The organism is Pseudomonas sp. PA27(2017) (assembly GCF_001945445.1).
Classification (GTDB): Bacteria; Pseudomonadota; Gammaproteobacteria; order Pseudomonadales; family Pseudomonadaceae; genus Aquipseudomonas.
This window is the reverse complement of record NZ_MSXW01000009.1, coordinates 136,480-150,905: the sequence shown is the minus strand read 5'-3', so window position 1 is coordinate 150,905 and position 14,426 is coordinate 136,480. Positions and strand designations below refer to the sequence as shown.

At 64.9% G+C, this 14,426-nt stretch carries 13 protein-coding genes; 6 read left to right on the top strand and 7 right to left on the bottom strand.

Annotated features, from left to right (window positions below; all coding sequences use genetic code 11):
• Window positions 1-97 precede the first annotated feature (97 nt).
• Window positions 98-769, top strand: a complete 672-nt coding sequence (rpiA, locus tag BVH06_RS04435; protein ID WP_075929348.1) for a ribose-5-phosphate isomerase RpiA — start codon at window positions 98-100, stop codon at window positions 767-769.
• A 36-nt stretch (window positions 770-805) separates the two neighbouring features.
• On the opposite strand, the gene BVH06_RS04430 is transcribed toward rpiA, so the two are convergent.
• The 5 genes from BVH06_RS04430 to BVH06_RS04410 all read right to left on the bottom strand — a co-directional run bounded on the left by BVH06_RS04430 (window position 806) and on the right by BVH06_RS04410 (window position 5,816).
• The gene (locus BVH06_RS04430) at window positions 806-1,720 is read right to left on the bottom strand and encodes an SdiA-regulated domain-containing protein (RefSeq protein ID WP_075929349.1); all 915 of its coding nucleotides are present in this window, start codon (window positions 1,718-1,720) and stop codon (window positions 806-808) included.
• 76 nt (window positions 1,721-1,796) lie between these two features.
• Complete coding sequence (locus tag BVH06_RS04425) at window positions 1,797-2,717, bottom strand: SdiA-regulated domain-containing protein (protein WP_075929350.1); 921 nt, start codon at window positions 2,715-2,717, stop codon at window positions 1,797-1,799.
• 99 nt (window positions 2,718-2,816) lie between these two features.
• Window positions 2,817-3,164: a NirD/YgiW/YdeI family stress tolerance protein gene (locus BVH06_RS04420; protein ID WP_013793364.1), complete on the bottom strand. Its 348-nt coding sequence runs from the start codon at window positions 3,162-3,164 to the stop codon at window positions 2,817-2,819.
• A gap of 306 nt (window positions 3,165-3,470) precedes the next feature.
• Entirely contained in the window at window positions 3,471-4,136 is a 666-nt protein-coding gene (locus tag BVH06_RS04415; protein ID WP_075929351.1) for a fumarylacetoacetate hydrolase family protein, read from the bottom strand.
• A 288-nt stretch (window positions 4,137-4,424) separates the two neighbouring features.
• Window positions 4,425-5,816, bottom strand: a complete 1,392-nt coding sequence (locus BVH06_RS04410) for an FAD-binding oxidoreductase (protein ID WP_075933330.1) — start codon at window positions 5,814-5,816, stop codon at window positions 4,425-4,427.
• A 184-nt stretch (window positions 5,817-6,000) separates the two neighbouring features.
• Here BVH06_RS04410 and serA point away from each other — a divergent pair, with 184 nt between their 5' ends.
• A complete protein-coding gene (gene serA, locus BVH06_RS04405) occupies window positions 6,001-7,230 on the top strand; it encodes a phosphoglycerate dehydrogenase (protein ID WP_075933329.1) in 1,230 nt (409 codons plus the stop codon).
• 67 nt (window positions 7,231-7,297) lie between these two features.
• Here serA and BVH06_RS04400 read toward each other — a convergent pair whose 3' ends face one another.
• Window positions 7,298-7,921, bottom strand: a complete 624-nt coding sequence (locus BVH06_RS04400; protein ID WP_075933328.1) for a 2OG-Fe(II) oxygenase — start codon at window positions 7,919-7,921, stop codon at window positions 7,298-7,300.
• A gap of 82 nt (window positions 7,922-8,003) precedes the next feature.
• Between BVH06_RS04400 and BVH06_RS04395 the strand changes: the two genes are divergently transcribed.
• Window positions 8,004-8,735, top strand: a complete 732-nt coding sequence (locus BVH06_RS04395; RefSeq protein ID WP_075933327.1) for a DUF2059 domain-containing protein — start codon at window positions 8,004-8,006, stop codon at window positions 8,733-8,735.
• A 3-nt stretch (window positions 8,736-8,738) separates the two neighbouring features.
• On the opposite strand, the gene BVH06_RS04390 is transcribed toward BVH06_RS04395, so the two are convergent.
• Entirely contained in the window at window positions 8,739-9,671 is a 933-nt protein-coding gene (locus tag BVH06_RS04390; protein WP_075933326.1) for an alpha/beta hydrolase, read from the bottom strand.
• 122 nt (window positions 9,672-9,793) lie between these two features.
• Between BVH06_RS04390 and BVH06_RS04385 the strand changes: the two genes are divergently transcribed.
• The 3 genes from BVH06_RS04385 (at window position 9,794) to BVH06_RS04375 (ending at window position 14,387) form a co-directional block, all read left to right on the top strand.
• Entirely contained in the window at window positions 9,794-10,363 is a 570-nt protein-coding gene (locus BVH06_RS04385; RefSeq protein ID WP_075933325.1) for a DUF6436 domain-containing protein, read from the top strand.
• An 89-nt stretch (window positions 10,364-10,452) separates the two neighbouring features.
• Complete coding sequence (locus BVH06_RS04380; RefSeq protein ID WP_075933324.1) at window positions 10,453-11,940, top strand: methyl-accepting chemotaxis protein; 1,488 nt, start codon at window positions 10,453-10,455, stop codon at window positions 11,938-11,940.
• A gap of 68 nt (window positions 11,941-12,008) precedes the next feature.
• Window positions 12,009-14,387 (top strand): penicillin acylase family protein, encoded by a 2,379-nt coding sequence (locus BVH06_RS04375; protein WP_075933323.1) that lies wholly within the window; start codon window positions 12,009-12,011, stop codon window positions 14,385-14,387.
• Window positions 14,388-14,426: the final 39 nt, after the last annotated feature.

Sequence of the window (14,426 nt, the reverse complement as noted above, 5' to 3'; positions counted from 1 at the left end):
AACAGCAGCCTCTACCATCCGCCGAGCGACCATACGAATTCCGGGGTTTTGCCGGCTATAATCGCGGCCTCGTTTCCTTCCTTCTCGTGGAACCCGCATGACCCAGGATCAGCTCAAGCAAGCCGTGGCCCAGGCCGCCGTCGACTTCATCCTTCCCAAGCTCGATGCCAAGAGCGTCATCGGGGTCGGCACCGGCTCCACGGCCAACTGCTTCATCGACGCCCTGGCCAAGCACAAACTGGAGTTCGACGGCGCGGTGGCCAGCTCCGAAGCCACCGCCGCGCGGCTCAAAGGCCACGGCATCCCGGTGTATGAGCTCAATACCGTCAGCGACCTGGAGTTCTACGTCGACGGCGCCGACGAAAGCGACGAGCGCCTGAACCTGATCAAGGGCGGCGGCGCGGCCCTGACCCGCGAGAAGATCGTCGCCGCAGTGGCGCGTACCTTCATCTGCATCGCCGACGGCAGCAAGCTGGTGCCGGTGCTCGGCGCCTTCCCGCTGCCGGTGGAAGTGATCCCCATGGCGCGTAGCCATGTGGCTCGCGAGCTGGTCAAGCTGGGCGGCGACCCGGTGTACCGCGAAGGCGTGGTGACCGACAACGGCAACGTGATCATCGACGTGCACAACATGAGCATCACCGACCCGGTGAAGTTAGAAGCGGACATCAACGCCATCGTCGGCGTGGTCACCAACGGCCTGTTCGCCGCGCGCCCGGCAGACCTGCTGCTGCTCGGCACCGCCGAAGGCGTGAAGTCGCTGCAGCGCTAAGCACTCGGATTGGATCAGCGAAGGCCGGCTGAGCGATCACCCGGCCTTTTTTTCAAAGGTGTAGAACAGGTTCGGCTCGCTGATCATGTAGATCACGCCCTGCTCGTCCATGGCGATACCTTCGGCCTGCGGCACGGACTTCTCGAGCCCCTGCTGGCCACCGAGCAGCGACAGGCTGCTGACCGGTTCGCCCTTGGCATCCATCTCCACCAGCAGCCGCGAATCATCGGACAGTGCCAGCAGGTGGCCGGTACGGGCATCGTATTGCAGGCTGGACAGGTCACGGACGAACAGGCCGGCATCGCGCTCGCGATCATCGACGATGCGAATCGCCGACGGGCTCTGCGAGTCCAGATGCGGAAAGCCGTGCACTTCGTAGATGCGCAGTGGATCGCGCTCCTTGGCAATGAACAGGCGTTGGCCCGCCAGGTCGTAGGCCAGGCCCTCGAAGCCCTTGTTCTTGGCTTCCATTTCCAGGCCCAGCGACAGCTGCTGGCCGTCGGCAGCATCGACCTGAGTGGTGGCGTCGTCGATACGCACCTCGACCAGACGCTGCGGGCGCTCGTCAGCGATCACGAAAACGCCGGGGGCGACATACTCAACGGCCTCGGGATCGCCGAAGCCGACCAGGCCGATCTCGCGCAGCACCTTGCCGTCGAGCGACAGTTCGACCAGCCGGGAATTCTGATTGGTGACGGTGAACAGGCTCTTGCGCACCGGATCATAGGCCAGCGCCGACACATCATCGTCCAGGCCTTCGATCACCCTGGCTTCACGGGTTACCCGATAGTCGTCCAGCCACAGCGTGCTGGCCGGCGCCTCGGCCGGCTGCCGCACGTTGAACCAGGCGCGTTCGAACACTCGAAATTCCTGCCCCCACAGAATCAGCAGCAGCGCAGTGACCAATGCCAGCAACACTAACAGTGACTTGAAAGAAATCAGACGCCCCATACCCGCTCACCCATGAAAGAAGAAAACAGCCGCTGCGCGTGGTGCGGCCTCTCACGACCTGCGACGCTGACCAGCCTCACCCGGCCTTACCACCCTTGCTGAACACATAGAAGAGGTTGGGCTCGCTGGTCATGTACAGCACACCCTGATCATCCATGGTGATGCCTTCGGCCTGTGGCACCGATTTCTTCAGGCCCTGCTGCCCCTGCAACAGCGACAGGCTACTGATCGGCTTGCCCGCCTCATCCAGCTCAACGACCAGCCGCGATTCGTCCGAGAGCGCCAGCAGGTGGCCGGTCAGGCTGTCGTAGTGCAGGCTGGAAAGGTCGCGTACAAAGATGCCGGCGTCGCGTTTGCGGTCGTCGCGAATCTGCACGGGATTGGGCGTTGCCGGGTCGAGGTTGGGGAAGCCCTGCACCTCGTAAATGCGCATCGGGTCGCGCTCCTTCGCCACGAACAGCCGCTGGCCTTTCAGGTCATAGGCCAAGCCCTCGAAGCCCTTGTTCTTGGTGCCCATTTCCAGGCCCAGCGACATCTGCTGCCCTTCGGCGGCATCGATGGACGTGGTGTCCTCATCGATCCGCACCTTGACCAGCCGCTGTGCTCGCTCGTCAGCGATCACGAAGCGCCCGGGTGCCACGTATTCGACGGCTTCCGGATCGCCAAAGCCGATCAGCTCGATCTGCCTCAGCACCTTGCCATCCAGCGACAGCTCGATCAGCTTGGGGTGCTGGTTGGTGACGGTATACAGGCTCTTGCGATCAGGATCGTAGGTCAGCGCTGACACGTCGTCCTCCAGCCCCTCGATGCGCTGTGCCTCGATCACTACCTTGTAGTCGCTCAGCCACAGTGAGTGGGCGGGCGCCTCGACCGGCTGACTGACGTTGAACCAGGCCCGTTCGAACAGGCGGAACTGCACAGCAACGGTGACCAGTGCGGCCAACAGCACAAGCACCAACAGCAGGAGTAATCCCTTGATCGAAAACAGACGGCCCATGGCGACTCACATATGCAACGACAGAAATGACGACGCCGCCCCTCGAATCATCGAGAGGCGGCCATTCAATGCGGTGATGGGAAGCTAACAGCGTGTGGCTTATTTCACCAGTTCGACGATATCGACGTCGATTTCACGGCTGGTCAGGTCCTTATCGACTTCACCGGTCAGCTTGACGGTGGCTTTCTCGGAGATGGCCTGCGGCGGCCAGTCTTCGTCGTCGATCTCGACATGGATGGTGCCGGTGGCATCCTTGAACTCATAGAGTTCGTCCTGCAGGCGCTTGGTGATCTGGCCCTGCAGCACGACCGGCGTGTCGTCGCCGGCTTTCAGAGCCTGCTCGACCGTGGTGACCTGGGCGACCTGGCCCGGGCCGGTGTAGCCGGCAGCCAGAGCGGCGGTCGAGAACAGCGGAGCGAGCAGCAGTGCGATGACGGGAGCTTTCATGGGGATGACCCTCTATCTGTAGATGACGGGGTCAGGTTAAGTCGCCTAGCTGAAGCGAGCCTTAAAGCGGGCTTAAGCGAAGCTTAATTGGCAGGAGGCCGGTTTCAGGGGCGATGACCGCCGTGTGGCGGGAGCGGACGTTATCCGATCCATTGTGGGAGCCGCGACCTCGCGGCGAATCGCTCAGGCACCGCCGAAATAGGCAGTCAGGCTGCAATCGTTTCGCCCCGAGGTCGGGGCTCCCACAGGTTGGCTTGAGTGTCGGCTCCTGCCTTTCAGCAGCCCATGGATTGGGCGCTACGCCTGTCAGATTACCCGGCTGGCAAAACTGGAGTGACCGACCAGATCCAGCACCAGCTCGTCGCCCGTGTTCAGCGGGCCGACGCCAGCGGGCGTGCCGGTAAGGATCACGTCGCCGGGCTGCAGGTTGAAGTGCCCGGCCATCTCCTGGATCACCGGCACGATCGGGAAGATCATGTCGCCGCTGGTGCCATCCTGGCGCACATCGCCGTTGATGGTCAGGCGGATACCGATGTCGGACAGGTCGCTGATCGCGTCACCCGGCACGAAGGGCGCCAGCACGCAGGCGCCGTCGAAGGACTTGGCCGGCTCCCACGGGTGGCCTTTGTCCTTGAGCTTGTTCTGCACGTCGCGCAGGGTCAGGTCCAGGGCCGGGGCGAAACCGGAGATGGCGTCGAGCACTTCTTCTTCATTCGGCTTGCGCGACAATGGCTTGCCGATCAGCACGGCGATTTCCACTTCGTAATGCACGGAGCCACGGTCTTGCGGGATGCTGAAGCCGCCTTCCAGCGGCACCACGCAGCTGCCAGGCTTGATGAACAGCATCGGCTCGGTCGGCAGCGGATTGTTGAGTTCCTTGGCGTGCTCGGCGTAGTTACGGCCGACGCACACCACCTTGCCCAGCGGGAAATGGATACGGGTGCCATCGATGTACTGGTGCTGGTAGCTCATGGTCGCTCCTTTATTGTGTAGGGTCTGCTGCCGTTTCACCGCGACCCGCGTTGCAGCGAGAAATTTTGCCAAGCTAGGCGGAGGACGCAGGGAATGGCATTCCCTTTTCAAGTCCTCCAACGACGCATGGCGAGATTTCTCGCGCAACCCATAGGGCCGGGCCTGTTTTGCCGCGAGACAGCGTTTCTCGCCGGCTCATTTAGCCTACTAAACTTCGATGCTCGTGCCTTGCCTCGCGGCAAATCGGGCTCCGGCGCGGCCGTGCGTGGAACGGCAGCAGACCCTAGTTCAGGCGAAGATCTTGCCCGGGTTCATGATGCCGTTGGGGTCGAACACCGCCTTGATCGCCTTCATGTAGGCGATTTCCGCCGGCGAGCGGCTGTATTCCAGATAATCGCGCTTGACCAGGCCCACACCGTGCTCGGCGGAGATCGAGCCGTTGTAGCGCTGGACGGTCTCGAACACCCATTTGTTGACCCGCGCGCACGAGGCGAAGAAGGCCTCCTTGTCCATATGCTCGGGTTTGAGGATGTTCAGGTGCAGGTTGCCGTCGCCGATATGGCCGTACCAGACCACTTCATAGTCGGGATAGTGCTGGGTGACGATGGCGTCGATATCGCGCAGAAAGGCCGGCACCTTCGAGACGGTGACGGAGATGTCGTTCTTGTAGGGCGTGTGGTGCGAGATGGTTTCCGACAGGTACTCGCGCAGCTTCCAGAGGTTCTTCAGCTGCGTCTGGCTCTGGCTCATCACCCCGTCCAGCACCCAACCCCGTTCGATGCAGTGCTCGAAGGTGCTCAGCGCCTCGCTGGCCACTTCCTCGCTGCTGGCCTCGAACTCCAAGAGGGCGTAGAACGGGCAGTGGGTCTCGAAGGGTGACGGTACGTCACCACGGGCCATGATCCGCGCCAGCCCCTTGTCGGAGAAGAACTCGAAGGCAGTAAGGTCGAGTTTGCTCTGGAAGGCGTGCAGCACCGGCATGATCGAGTCGAAATCCGCGGTGCCGAGCACCATGGCGGTGAGGTTGCGCGGGGCGCGATCCAGGCGCATGGTCGCCTCGACCACGAAGCCCAGGGTGCCCTCGGCACCGATGAACAGCTGGCGCAGGTCGTAACCGGTGGCGTTCTTGATCAGGTCCTTGTTCAGCTCGAGCAATTCGCCGGTGCCGGTGACCACTTTCAGCCCCGCCACCCAGTTTCGGGTCAGGCCGTAGCGAATCACCTTGATGCCGCCGGCATTGGTGCCGATATTGCCGCCGATCTGGCTGGAGCCGCTGGAGGCGAAATCCACCGGGTAGTAAAGGCCCTTGTCTTCGGCGAACTGCTGCAGCACACCGGTCACCACGCCCGGCTGGCAGACCACGGTGCGGTTGGACTCGTCGAAGTCGAGGATCTGGTTCATGTAGTCGAACGACACCACCACCTCGCCGTTTGCGGCCACCGCCGCCGCCGACAACCCGGTGCGACCGCCCGACGGCACCAGGGCGACCTTGTGGGCGTTGGCCCAGCGCACGATGGCCTGCACCTGCTCGACCGTCTTGGGAAACACGATGGCGCTGGGCGCAGGCGTGTACTGACGGGTCCAGTCCTTGCCGTAGGCTTCCAGGGAAGCGGCGTCGGTCAACACCTTGCCGGGCTCGACCAGCGTTCTGAGTTCGTCAATCGGCATGAGATCGGTCATAGCAACTCTCGAAACGTTCATGGTCGCCCTGAGAACCGTTCAGGTCGCAACCGAGCAAGGAAAAGGGAAGCCATGCTAGCATATGCACCCCGCCAATCGCCCTGCACAGCGATCTGCCGGGCCGATTGGCGAGCGCGCCGATCCTTCTCCTGACACTTAAATTAGTGGGGCAACAGGTACTCCGATGAGCACGACCTCTCTCGACAAGAGCAAGATCAAGTTCCTTCTTCTCGAAGGCGTCCACCAAAATGCCGTGGATACCCTGAAGGCGTCCGGCTACACCAACATCGAGTATCTCAAGACCGCGCTCTCCGGCGAAGAGCTGAAGGCCAAGATCGCCGACGCACACTTCATCGGCATCCGTTCGCGCACCCAACTGACCGAAGAGATCTTCGACTGCGCCAAGAAGCTGGTCGCCGTCGGCTGCTTCTGCATCGGCACCAACCAGGTCGACCTGGACGCCGCTCGCGAGCGCGGTATCGCTGTGTTCAACGCGCCGTATTCCAACACCCGCTCGGTGGCCGAACTGGTGCTGGCCCAGGCCATCCTGCTGCTGCGCGGCATTCCCGAGAAGAACGCCTCCTGCCACCGTGGCGGCTGGATCAAGTCGGCGGCCAACTCCTTTGAAATCCGCGGCAAGAAGCTGGGTATCGTCGGTTACGGCTCGATCGGCACCCAGCTTTCGGTACTCGCCGAGGCCCTCGGCATGCAGGTGTTCTTCTACGACACCGTGACCAAGCTGCCACTGGGCAACGCCCAGCAGATCGGCAAGCTGCATGACCTGCTCGGCCTGTGCGACATCGTCTCCCTGCACGTACCAGAGCTGCCGTCCACCCAGTGGATGATCGGCGAGGCGGAAATCCGCGCCATGAAGAAGGGCGGCATCCTGATCAACGCCGCGCGCGGCACCGTGGTCGAACTCGACCACCTGGCTCAGGCGATCAAGGACGAACACCTGATCGGCGCGGCCATCGACGTGTTCCCGGTCGAGCCGAAGTCCAACGACGACGTCTTCGAAAGCCCGCTGCGCGGCCTGGACCGCGTGATCCTGACCCCGCACATCGGCGGATCCACCGCCGAAGCCCAGGCCAACATCGGCCTGGAAGTGGCCGAGAAGCTGGTCAAGTACAGCGACAACGGCACCTCGGTGTCCTCGGTCAACTTCCCTGAAGTGGCCCTGCCCGCGCACCCGGGCAAGCACCGTCTGCTGCACATCCACGCCAACGTGCCGGGCGTGATGAGCGAGATCAACAAGGTGTTCGCCGACAACGGCATCAACATCTCCGGCCAGTACCTGCAGACCAACGACAAGGTCGGCTACGTGGTCATCGACGTCGATGCCGACTACTCGGACCTGGCGCTGGAGAAGCTGCAGCAGGTCAACGGCACCATCCGCAGCCGCGTGCTGTTCTAAGCCGTCACTGCAGTGAAAAAGGGAGGCTTCGGCCTCCCTTTTTCATTTGCGTGTCACGACAAGCCGCTCAGAGCACGCCATCGCCACGGCGGCGAAACCAGCCGGTCAAGGACAGCCGGTCGCGGGTGGCCGGCAGCACCTCGTGGGGTACATCCGCCGAGAGAAACACCACCAGCGTGCCGGCTTCGGGCAGCACGTCGCGCACCTGGCCGTCCGCCAGATACAAGCGCAGCATGCCGCCCTCCTCGGCCTGCCAGTCGTCGTTGAGGTAGAGCACGGCCGATACCGCGCGGCGGTCGTCGTCGCGAAAGCGATCCAGGTGCTTGAGATAGAAGCCGCCCGGTGGATAGAAGGCGAAGTGACTCTCGTAGTCCACCAGCCCCAGGTAAAGGCTCTGGTTGATCGCCACACGCAGCTCGTCGAGTAACTGCAAGTAGCCATCGCAGGCAGACGACTGCCCGGCTTCGAGCCACTGGATGTGGTCGCTGCGAGTGCCTTCGTGCACCGCCACCGCATGGCCACGGCCGGTACCGGCCGGCGCCAGGGTGCCCTGGGCGATGCGCTGGCGGCACTCATCGGCCAGTTCCCGGGTCAGAGAAGCGGGGGCGAATTGGGTTTGCAACGACCATCCGAATTCGGCAAGGTCATCGATGATGCGGCTCAGCAGCGAATCGGAAATGTCTGTCGTCATGGCAGGATTCTACCCTGTGTCGAGTACACCTCGACAAGCTCCACCTGGCTGCCGAAAATAGCCGCCCCAGACAGGAGTTCGTATGCGCGCGTTGTGTTGTTTCTTGCTGTTGCTCCTGAGCCTGCCGGCCATGGCCGACACCCATGCCGAGCTGTATGAAAAAGCCGGCTGGCCCCAGCAGCGCGCGCATTTCAGCGATGCCCTGAGCGCCGCCCAGGCGCGCTACAGCAAGAGCCTGCCGCCGGCGGTCTATCAGGCGCTGGTCGACAACAGCAATAGGCGCTTCGCCGCCCGCGCCATGGACGAGCGCGCCGAAAACAGCTTGCGCGCCAATCTCGCCGACCCGGCGCCCGCCCTGCGCTTCTTCGAATCGCCCTTGGGCCGCAAGATCGTCAGCGCCGAGTTGCTCGCCACCCGGCCCGATCAGCTGGCCAAATACGCCGACGGCCTGCCGGTCAGCGAAGCCGACGCTACCCGCCGCCTGCTGATCCGCCACCTGGCCCAGGCCTTGCCAGCCAGTGAAGCGGGTGCCGAGATCAGCCTGGCGCTGGCCGGCGTGGCGGCCGACAGCCTCAGCCAGATGATTCCCGGCCTGCTCGGCGGCGGTACTGCCCAGGGGCTGCTCGACGGTCAGCGCCAACGGCTGATGAGCCAGATCGACAAGGATCTGGACAACACCCTGCTGCACGTCTACCGCGGGCTGTCCGATCCGGAGCTGGAGGAGTTCGTGACCTTCGCCCAATCCAGCGAAGGCGCGGCCTACTACAAGGCGGCCCTGACAGCGATCCGCGCCGGCCTGGCGGTCGGCCAGTAAATCTCAGCTCAACTGTTCGCCGAGATAATCGAAATAGCGCTGGCGTAGCGGAGCCGCCTCGTTGGCGAGGTGATGACGCGCTTCGGGGAGCCGGAAGATCCGTGGCGTGCTGAACTTGTTTTCGAGCACCGTCAGGTTGTGGCGCCAGTCCACCGTCATGTCCGCCTCGCCCTGGATGATCAGCGGGCTGCGCTTGCTGCGTGGCGCCTGCTCGATGCGCGGCACCCACTGGCTCAGCGCACCGACCCAGACGGTCGGCACCACCTTGGGTTGCAGCGGGTCGCGGTTGCGCAGGAAGTCGAGAAATTCCGGGTCGCTGGAGTTCTCGCTGAAGCGCCGCGGGATTTCCTGCACGAAGCGGCGCAGCAGGCGGTAGCTGAGCTGCGACCAGTTCCAGCGCCGTGGCCGAACCAGAGGCGCCAGCAGGATGGTTTCACCGACGGCGCCGAGCGGTTTGTCGTTGAGCAGATAATCGATCAGGATCGCCCCGCCGGTGCTCTGCCCACACAGGTGCCAGGGCGCCGGCAGGCCCAGCGCATCGGCCTGTTGCAGAGCGCCGCGCAGCACGGCCTGGTATTCGGCGAAATCCCTGATGCTGGCACGCGCTCCGCTGGACAGCCCATGCCCCGGCAAGTCCACGGCGAGCACCGCGAAGCCGGCTTCCAGCGCCCACTCGATCACATGCCGGTACAGGCCACTGTGGTCGTAATAGCCGTGCAGCAGCAGCAGCGAGGCACGGGGCGCCAGGGGTTTCCAGAGCTGGCCGGCGATACGGTAATCGTCCACCTCGAACCAGCCGAGCCGGCTCTCGACCGCCTCGCGCGGCACGAAGCCATAGAACTGCCGATAGGCCAGCTCCGCAGCCGACAATGGCGCAGCGCTGGCCAGCGGGCGCAGGCTGGCAACCAGCGGTTCGGGTTGGAAGATATCGGACATTGGCACCATCGACTCGTTGATTCACGGCAGCGTCATCCGGGCGCGTGCCCGGTACAGTGACGATCTTCTGCTGCCATGCGCGCCATGGCAAGCTACCGGACCGCTCAACGGAAATTGTCGGCATGGCCCGCTCCCGCCGCACCACCCTGCTCGCCTGCCTGGTCGCCGTCATCTGGCTGGCCGCCATGGTCGCCGCCTTCTGGTGGTTCGAGGCGCGCTACCTGCGCCCGTTCGATGAGCGTACCGCGCTGTTTTCCGGCAGCCAGCTACGCCTGCCAGACCAGCTGGCAGGGCCAGGCGAGATTCGCCTGGTGCATTTCTGGGACCCCGCGTGCCCCTGCAACGTCGGCAACCAGCAGCACCTCGGCGAACTGGTCGAGCGTTACGCCGGGCGCGGCGTGCAGTTCTATGCGGTGCAGAAACCCGGTAGCGAAGGGCAGTTGCCGCAGCCTCTGATCGCGCTGCAGCCGCTGCCTGGCCTCGCCGGCAGTGAACGGCTACCCGCCAGCCCGGCGGTGGCGATCTGGGACCAGCGCGGCGAACTGGTCTACGTAGGCCCCTATAGCGGCGGGTTCACCTGCACCTCCGGCAACAGCTTCGTCGAACCGCTGCTCGATGCGTTGCTCGACGGGCGAAAGGTGCTGGCGGACAACAACCTGGCCAGCGGCTGTTTCTGCGATTGGATTAAATAGCGGCAATCGGCCAGCAAAAAAAGCCGAATCTGCTTTTCTTTCCGTACGGCCGCCACTTCTGAGCGCCGCCTCGACAGGAACGGACACCCATGCACGATCATTTCTATCGCCAGGCCGATCGCCTGATGCTGTGCGTCGTCTGGCTGATGGTGCTGTACGCGCTGGGCCTGGCCTTCTGGCACGCGACCTGGGCCGCCGCCCTGATCATCGGCGGCGGTACCGCCGTTACGCTCAGCACGCTCTACGCGATGGTCGGTGGCACGCGCCTGTACCGCTGCCTGATCGCCGTGGCCTTCATGGTGCTGGCAGCGCTGCATATCCAGCAGAGCCACGGCATGGTGGAGACGCACTTCAGCGTCTTCGTGCTGCTGGCCTTTCTGGTCTACTACCGCGACTGGTTGCCCATTCTCCTGGCGGCCGGCACCATCGCCGTGCACCACTTGAGCTTTTTCGCATTGCAGCAGGGCGACAACGGCATCTACCTGCTGCAGCCGGGCTCCGGCTGGCACGTGGTGTTCATCCACGCCGGTTACGTGATCGTCGAAACCGCCATTCTGCTGGTGCTCGCGCGCCACGCTGCCCGCGAGGCCGCAGCCGGGGAAGACCTGCAACGCACCTCGGCGCACCTGCTGCGCGAGGGCCAGCCGGTGGATCTGGCCTACCGCAGCCCATCCAGTGACGGTTTGGCGCAGCGCTTCAACCGCTTCCTGGCGCTGCTCGACAATCTGGTGAGCCGGGTCATCGGCGCCGGTGACGAGCTGCGCGACACCAGCCAGCGCCTCACCCAGTCGACCCAGCAACTGAATCACTGCGCCGATGCGCTGCTCGATGCCACGGCGCAGATGGGCGGCGCCATCGAGCAGCTGAGCCATGCCGTCGGCGACGTCTCCAACAGCGCCGAGCAGGCGGCACATACCGCTCGCCAGGCCGATGCCGATGCCGCTGCGGGGGCCGTGGCGATCAGCGACACCCAGAGCGAAATCCACACCCTGGCTCGACAGATGGACAGCAGCAGCGGCGTGGTGCAACAACTGGCCGTCGAGGCCCAGGCCATCGACCGGGTGCTGGAGGTGATTCGTTCGGTGGCCGAGCAGACCAACTTGCTCGCCCTCAATGCGGCCATCGAAGCGGCACGGGCAGGCGAACAGGGCCGCGGCTTCGCCGTGGTGGCCGATGAGGTACGCCAGCTCGCGCAGTGTACCCAACAGGCCACCGGCGAAATCCAGGGCATGATCAGTCGCCTGCAGCAGGGCTCGGCCAACGCGGTCAGCGCCATGGCCGAAAGCCACGCCGGCGTGGCCCGCTGCGTCGGCCATACCGAGCGTACGGTGGCGCTGCTGGACAACGTGCACCGCTCCATCGAAGCGATCCAGACCATCGGCGTGTCCACCCGCGAGCAGCTGGCGGCCACCACCGAAGTGGCCAGGCTGATCGAACAGGTGCGCCAGGTGGCCGGTGACACCGCTCGCGATGCCGGCGAGGTGGCCGGCGACAGTCAGCGCCTGGCGTCCCTGGCCGAGCACCTCAACGGGCTGTGCGGGCAGTTCCAGACCAGTCAGACCCGCGTCACGTCCTGAGCAGGTCGCCTTGCAGTCCGTGCTGATTGCCCGCAGCATGGCGGCCCGCGTGAGACAAGGACGGCAGCATGAGACGCACCCTGATCACCCTGGCGGTCGTCCTGCTGACTGTCGCAGGTGGTGGCGCCTGGTACCTGCACGACAAGCGGCCGCTGCGTAGCGGCGAGCTGGCGCTGCAGCACCTCGGCGCACCGGTGCAGGTGCGCTATGACGAGCGTGGTGTGCCCCACATCGAGGCGCAGAACGAAGCCGACCTGTACCGCGCCCTGGGCTTCGTACAGGCCCAGGATCGCCTGTTCCAGATGGAGATGCTGCGCCGCCTGGCCCGCGGTGAGCTGGCCGAAGTGCTCGGCGCCAAACTGCTGCCCACCGATCGCCTGTTCCGCACCTTGCAGATTCGCCAACGCGCCGACCAGCAAGCCCGCGAGCTTGACCCCGACAGCCCCCATGGCAAGGCGCTGGCCGCTTACCTCGACGGCATCAACCAGTACCAGAACAGTCGCCCGGCGCCGCTGGAGTTCGATCTGTTGGGCATCGAGAAGCGCCCGTTCACCGCAGCCGACACCCTGTCCATCGCCGGCTACCTGGCCTACAGCTTCGCCGCGGCGCTGCGCAGCGAACCGCTACTGACGCGCATTCGTGATGAACTGGGCAGCGATTACTTGGCGATCTTCGATATCGACTGGCACCCCGAGGGCGTGCTCGACACGGCACTGGGCAAAAACGACTGGCGGATGCTCGACCGGATCGCCGCCCTGAGCGATCAGGCCCTGGCTGACAGCGGCCTGCCGCAGTTCGAGGGCAGCAACGCCTGGGCAGTGGCCGGCGCCCGCACCGCCAGCGGCAAGCCGCTGCTGGCTGGCGATCCGCACATCCGCTTCTCGGCACCGTCGGTGTGGTACGAGGCGCACCTCAAATACCCGGGCTTCGAACTCTACGGCCATCACCAGCCCGCGACCCCGGTGGCCTTTCTCGGCCACAACCGGGAGTTCGCCTGGACCCTGACCATGTTCCAGAACGACGACATGGATCTGGTCGCCGAACGCCTCAACCCGGACAACCCTGCCCAGGTCTGGTACCAGGGCCGCTGGGTCGATCTGCAGCAGCGCGAGGAAGTCATCCGGGTCAAGGACGGCGAGCCGGTGACCCTGCAACTGCGCCGCTCGCCCCATGGGCCCATCATCAACGATGCTCTGGGTGACAGCGCCGGCAGCACGCCGATCGCCATGTGGTGGGCCTTTCTGGAAACCGAAAACCCGCTACTCGACGCCTTCTACCGCCTGAACCGTGCCGACACCCTGGCAAAGGGCCGCGCCGCCGCCGAGCGCATCCATGCGCCGGGCCTCAACCTGGTGTGGGCCAACGCCAGCGGCGACATCGCCTGGTGGGCCGCGGCCAAGCTGCCGATGCGGCCCACCGGGGTGAACCCGGCGTTCATCCTCGATGGCAGCACGAGCGCCGCCGACAAACCGGGTTTTCATCCCTTCAGTGCCAACCCGCAGGAAGAGAACCCACCGCGCGGCTACATCGTCTCGGCCAACTTCCAACCGCTGCCGGCGAGCGGCATCGAGATTCCGGGCTACTACAACCCGCCGGAACGCGGCCAACGCCTGAACCAACGGCTGGCCGACCCACAGGTGCGCTGGGACCTGCACAACAGCCGGGCTCTTCAGCTCGATACCGGCACAGCCTACGGGCCGCGGTTGCTGGCGCCAATTCTCGGCGAGCTGCGCGCCGCTGCTGCGGACCAACAGGAGCGGGAGCTGGTCGAGGCTCTGGCAGCCTGGCAGGGCGATCACCCGCTGCAATCGCTGCCGGCGACGCTGTTCAACCAGCTCACCTATGAACTGGGCCGCACTGCACTGGCGCCGCGCCTGGGCGCGCAGGCCTTCGAGCAACTGCTGTCGACGCGAATGATCGACAGCGCACTGCCGCGCCTGACCGCTGCCCCCGATTCTCCCTGGTGGGCGCGCGCCGATGGCCAGCCGCGCAGCCGCGCCGAAGCGGTGGCCGAAGCCTGGCGCGCCACCGTGCAGCACCTGCGCGCCACCCTGGGCGACGATCCGGCGCAATGGCGCTGGGGCCAGGCCCATACCCTCACCCATCAGCATCCGCTGGGCGTACAGTGGCCGCTGAGCATGCTGCTCAACATCGGCCCGCTGCCGGCGCCCGGTGGCCACGAGATGCCCAACAACCTGTCGCACCGTATCGGCACGGCGCCCTGGGCAGTGGGTTACGGGCCCTCGACGCGGCGGCTGGTCGACCTGGCCGATGCCGACAACAGCCTGGGTATCAACCCGCTGGGCCAGAGCGGCGTACCGTTCGACCGCCACTACAGCGACCAGGCCCAGCGCTTCATACACGGCGAGTACGTGCCGCAGCACCTGAATACCGACGACGTAACCGCCCATACGCGCAGCACGCTGACGCTACGACCGGCGCCCTGAACGACCGGCGGCACGCCAAATCGCAGGCATGAAAAAGCC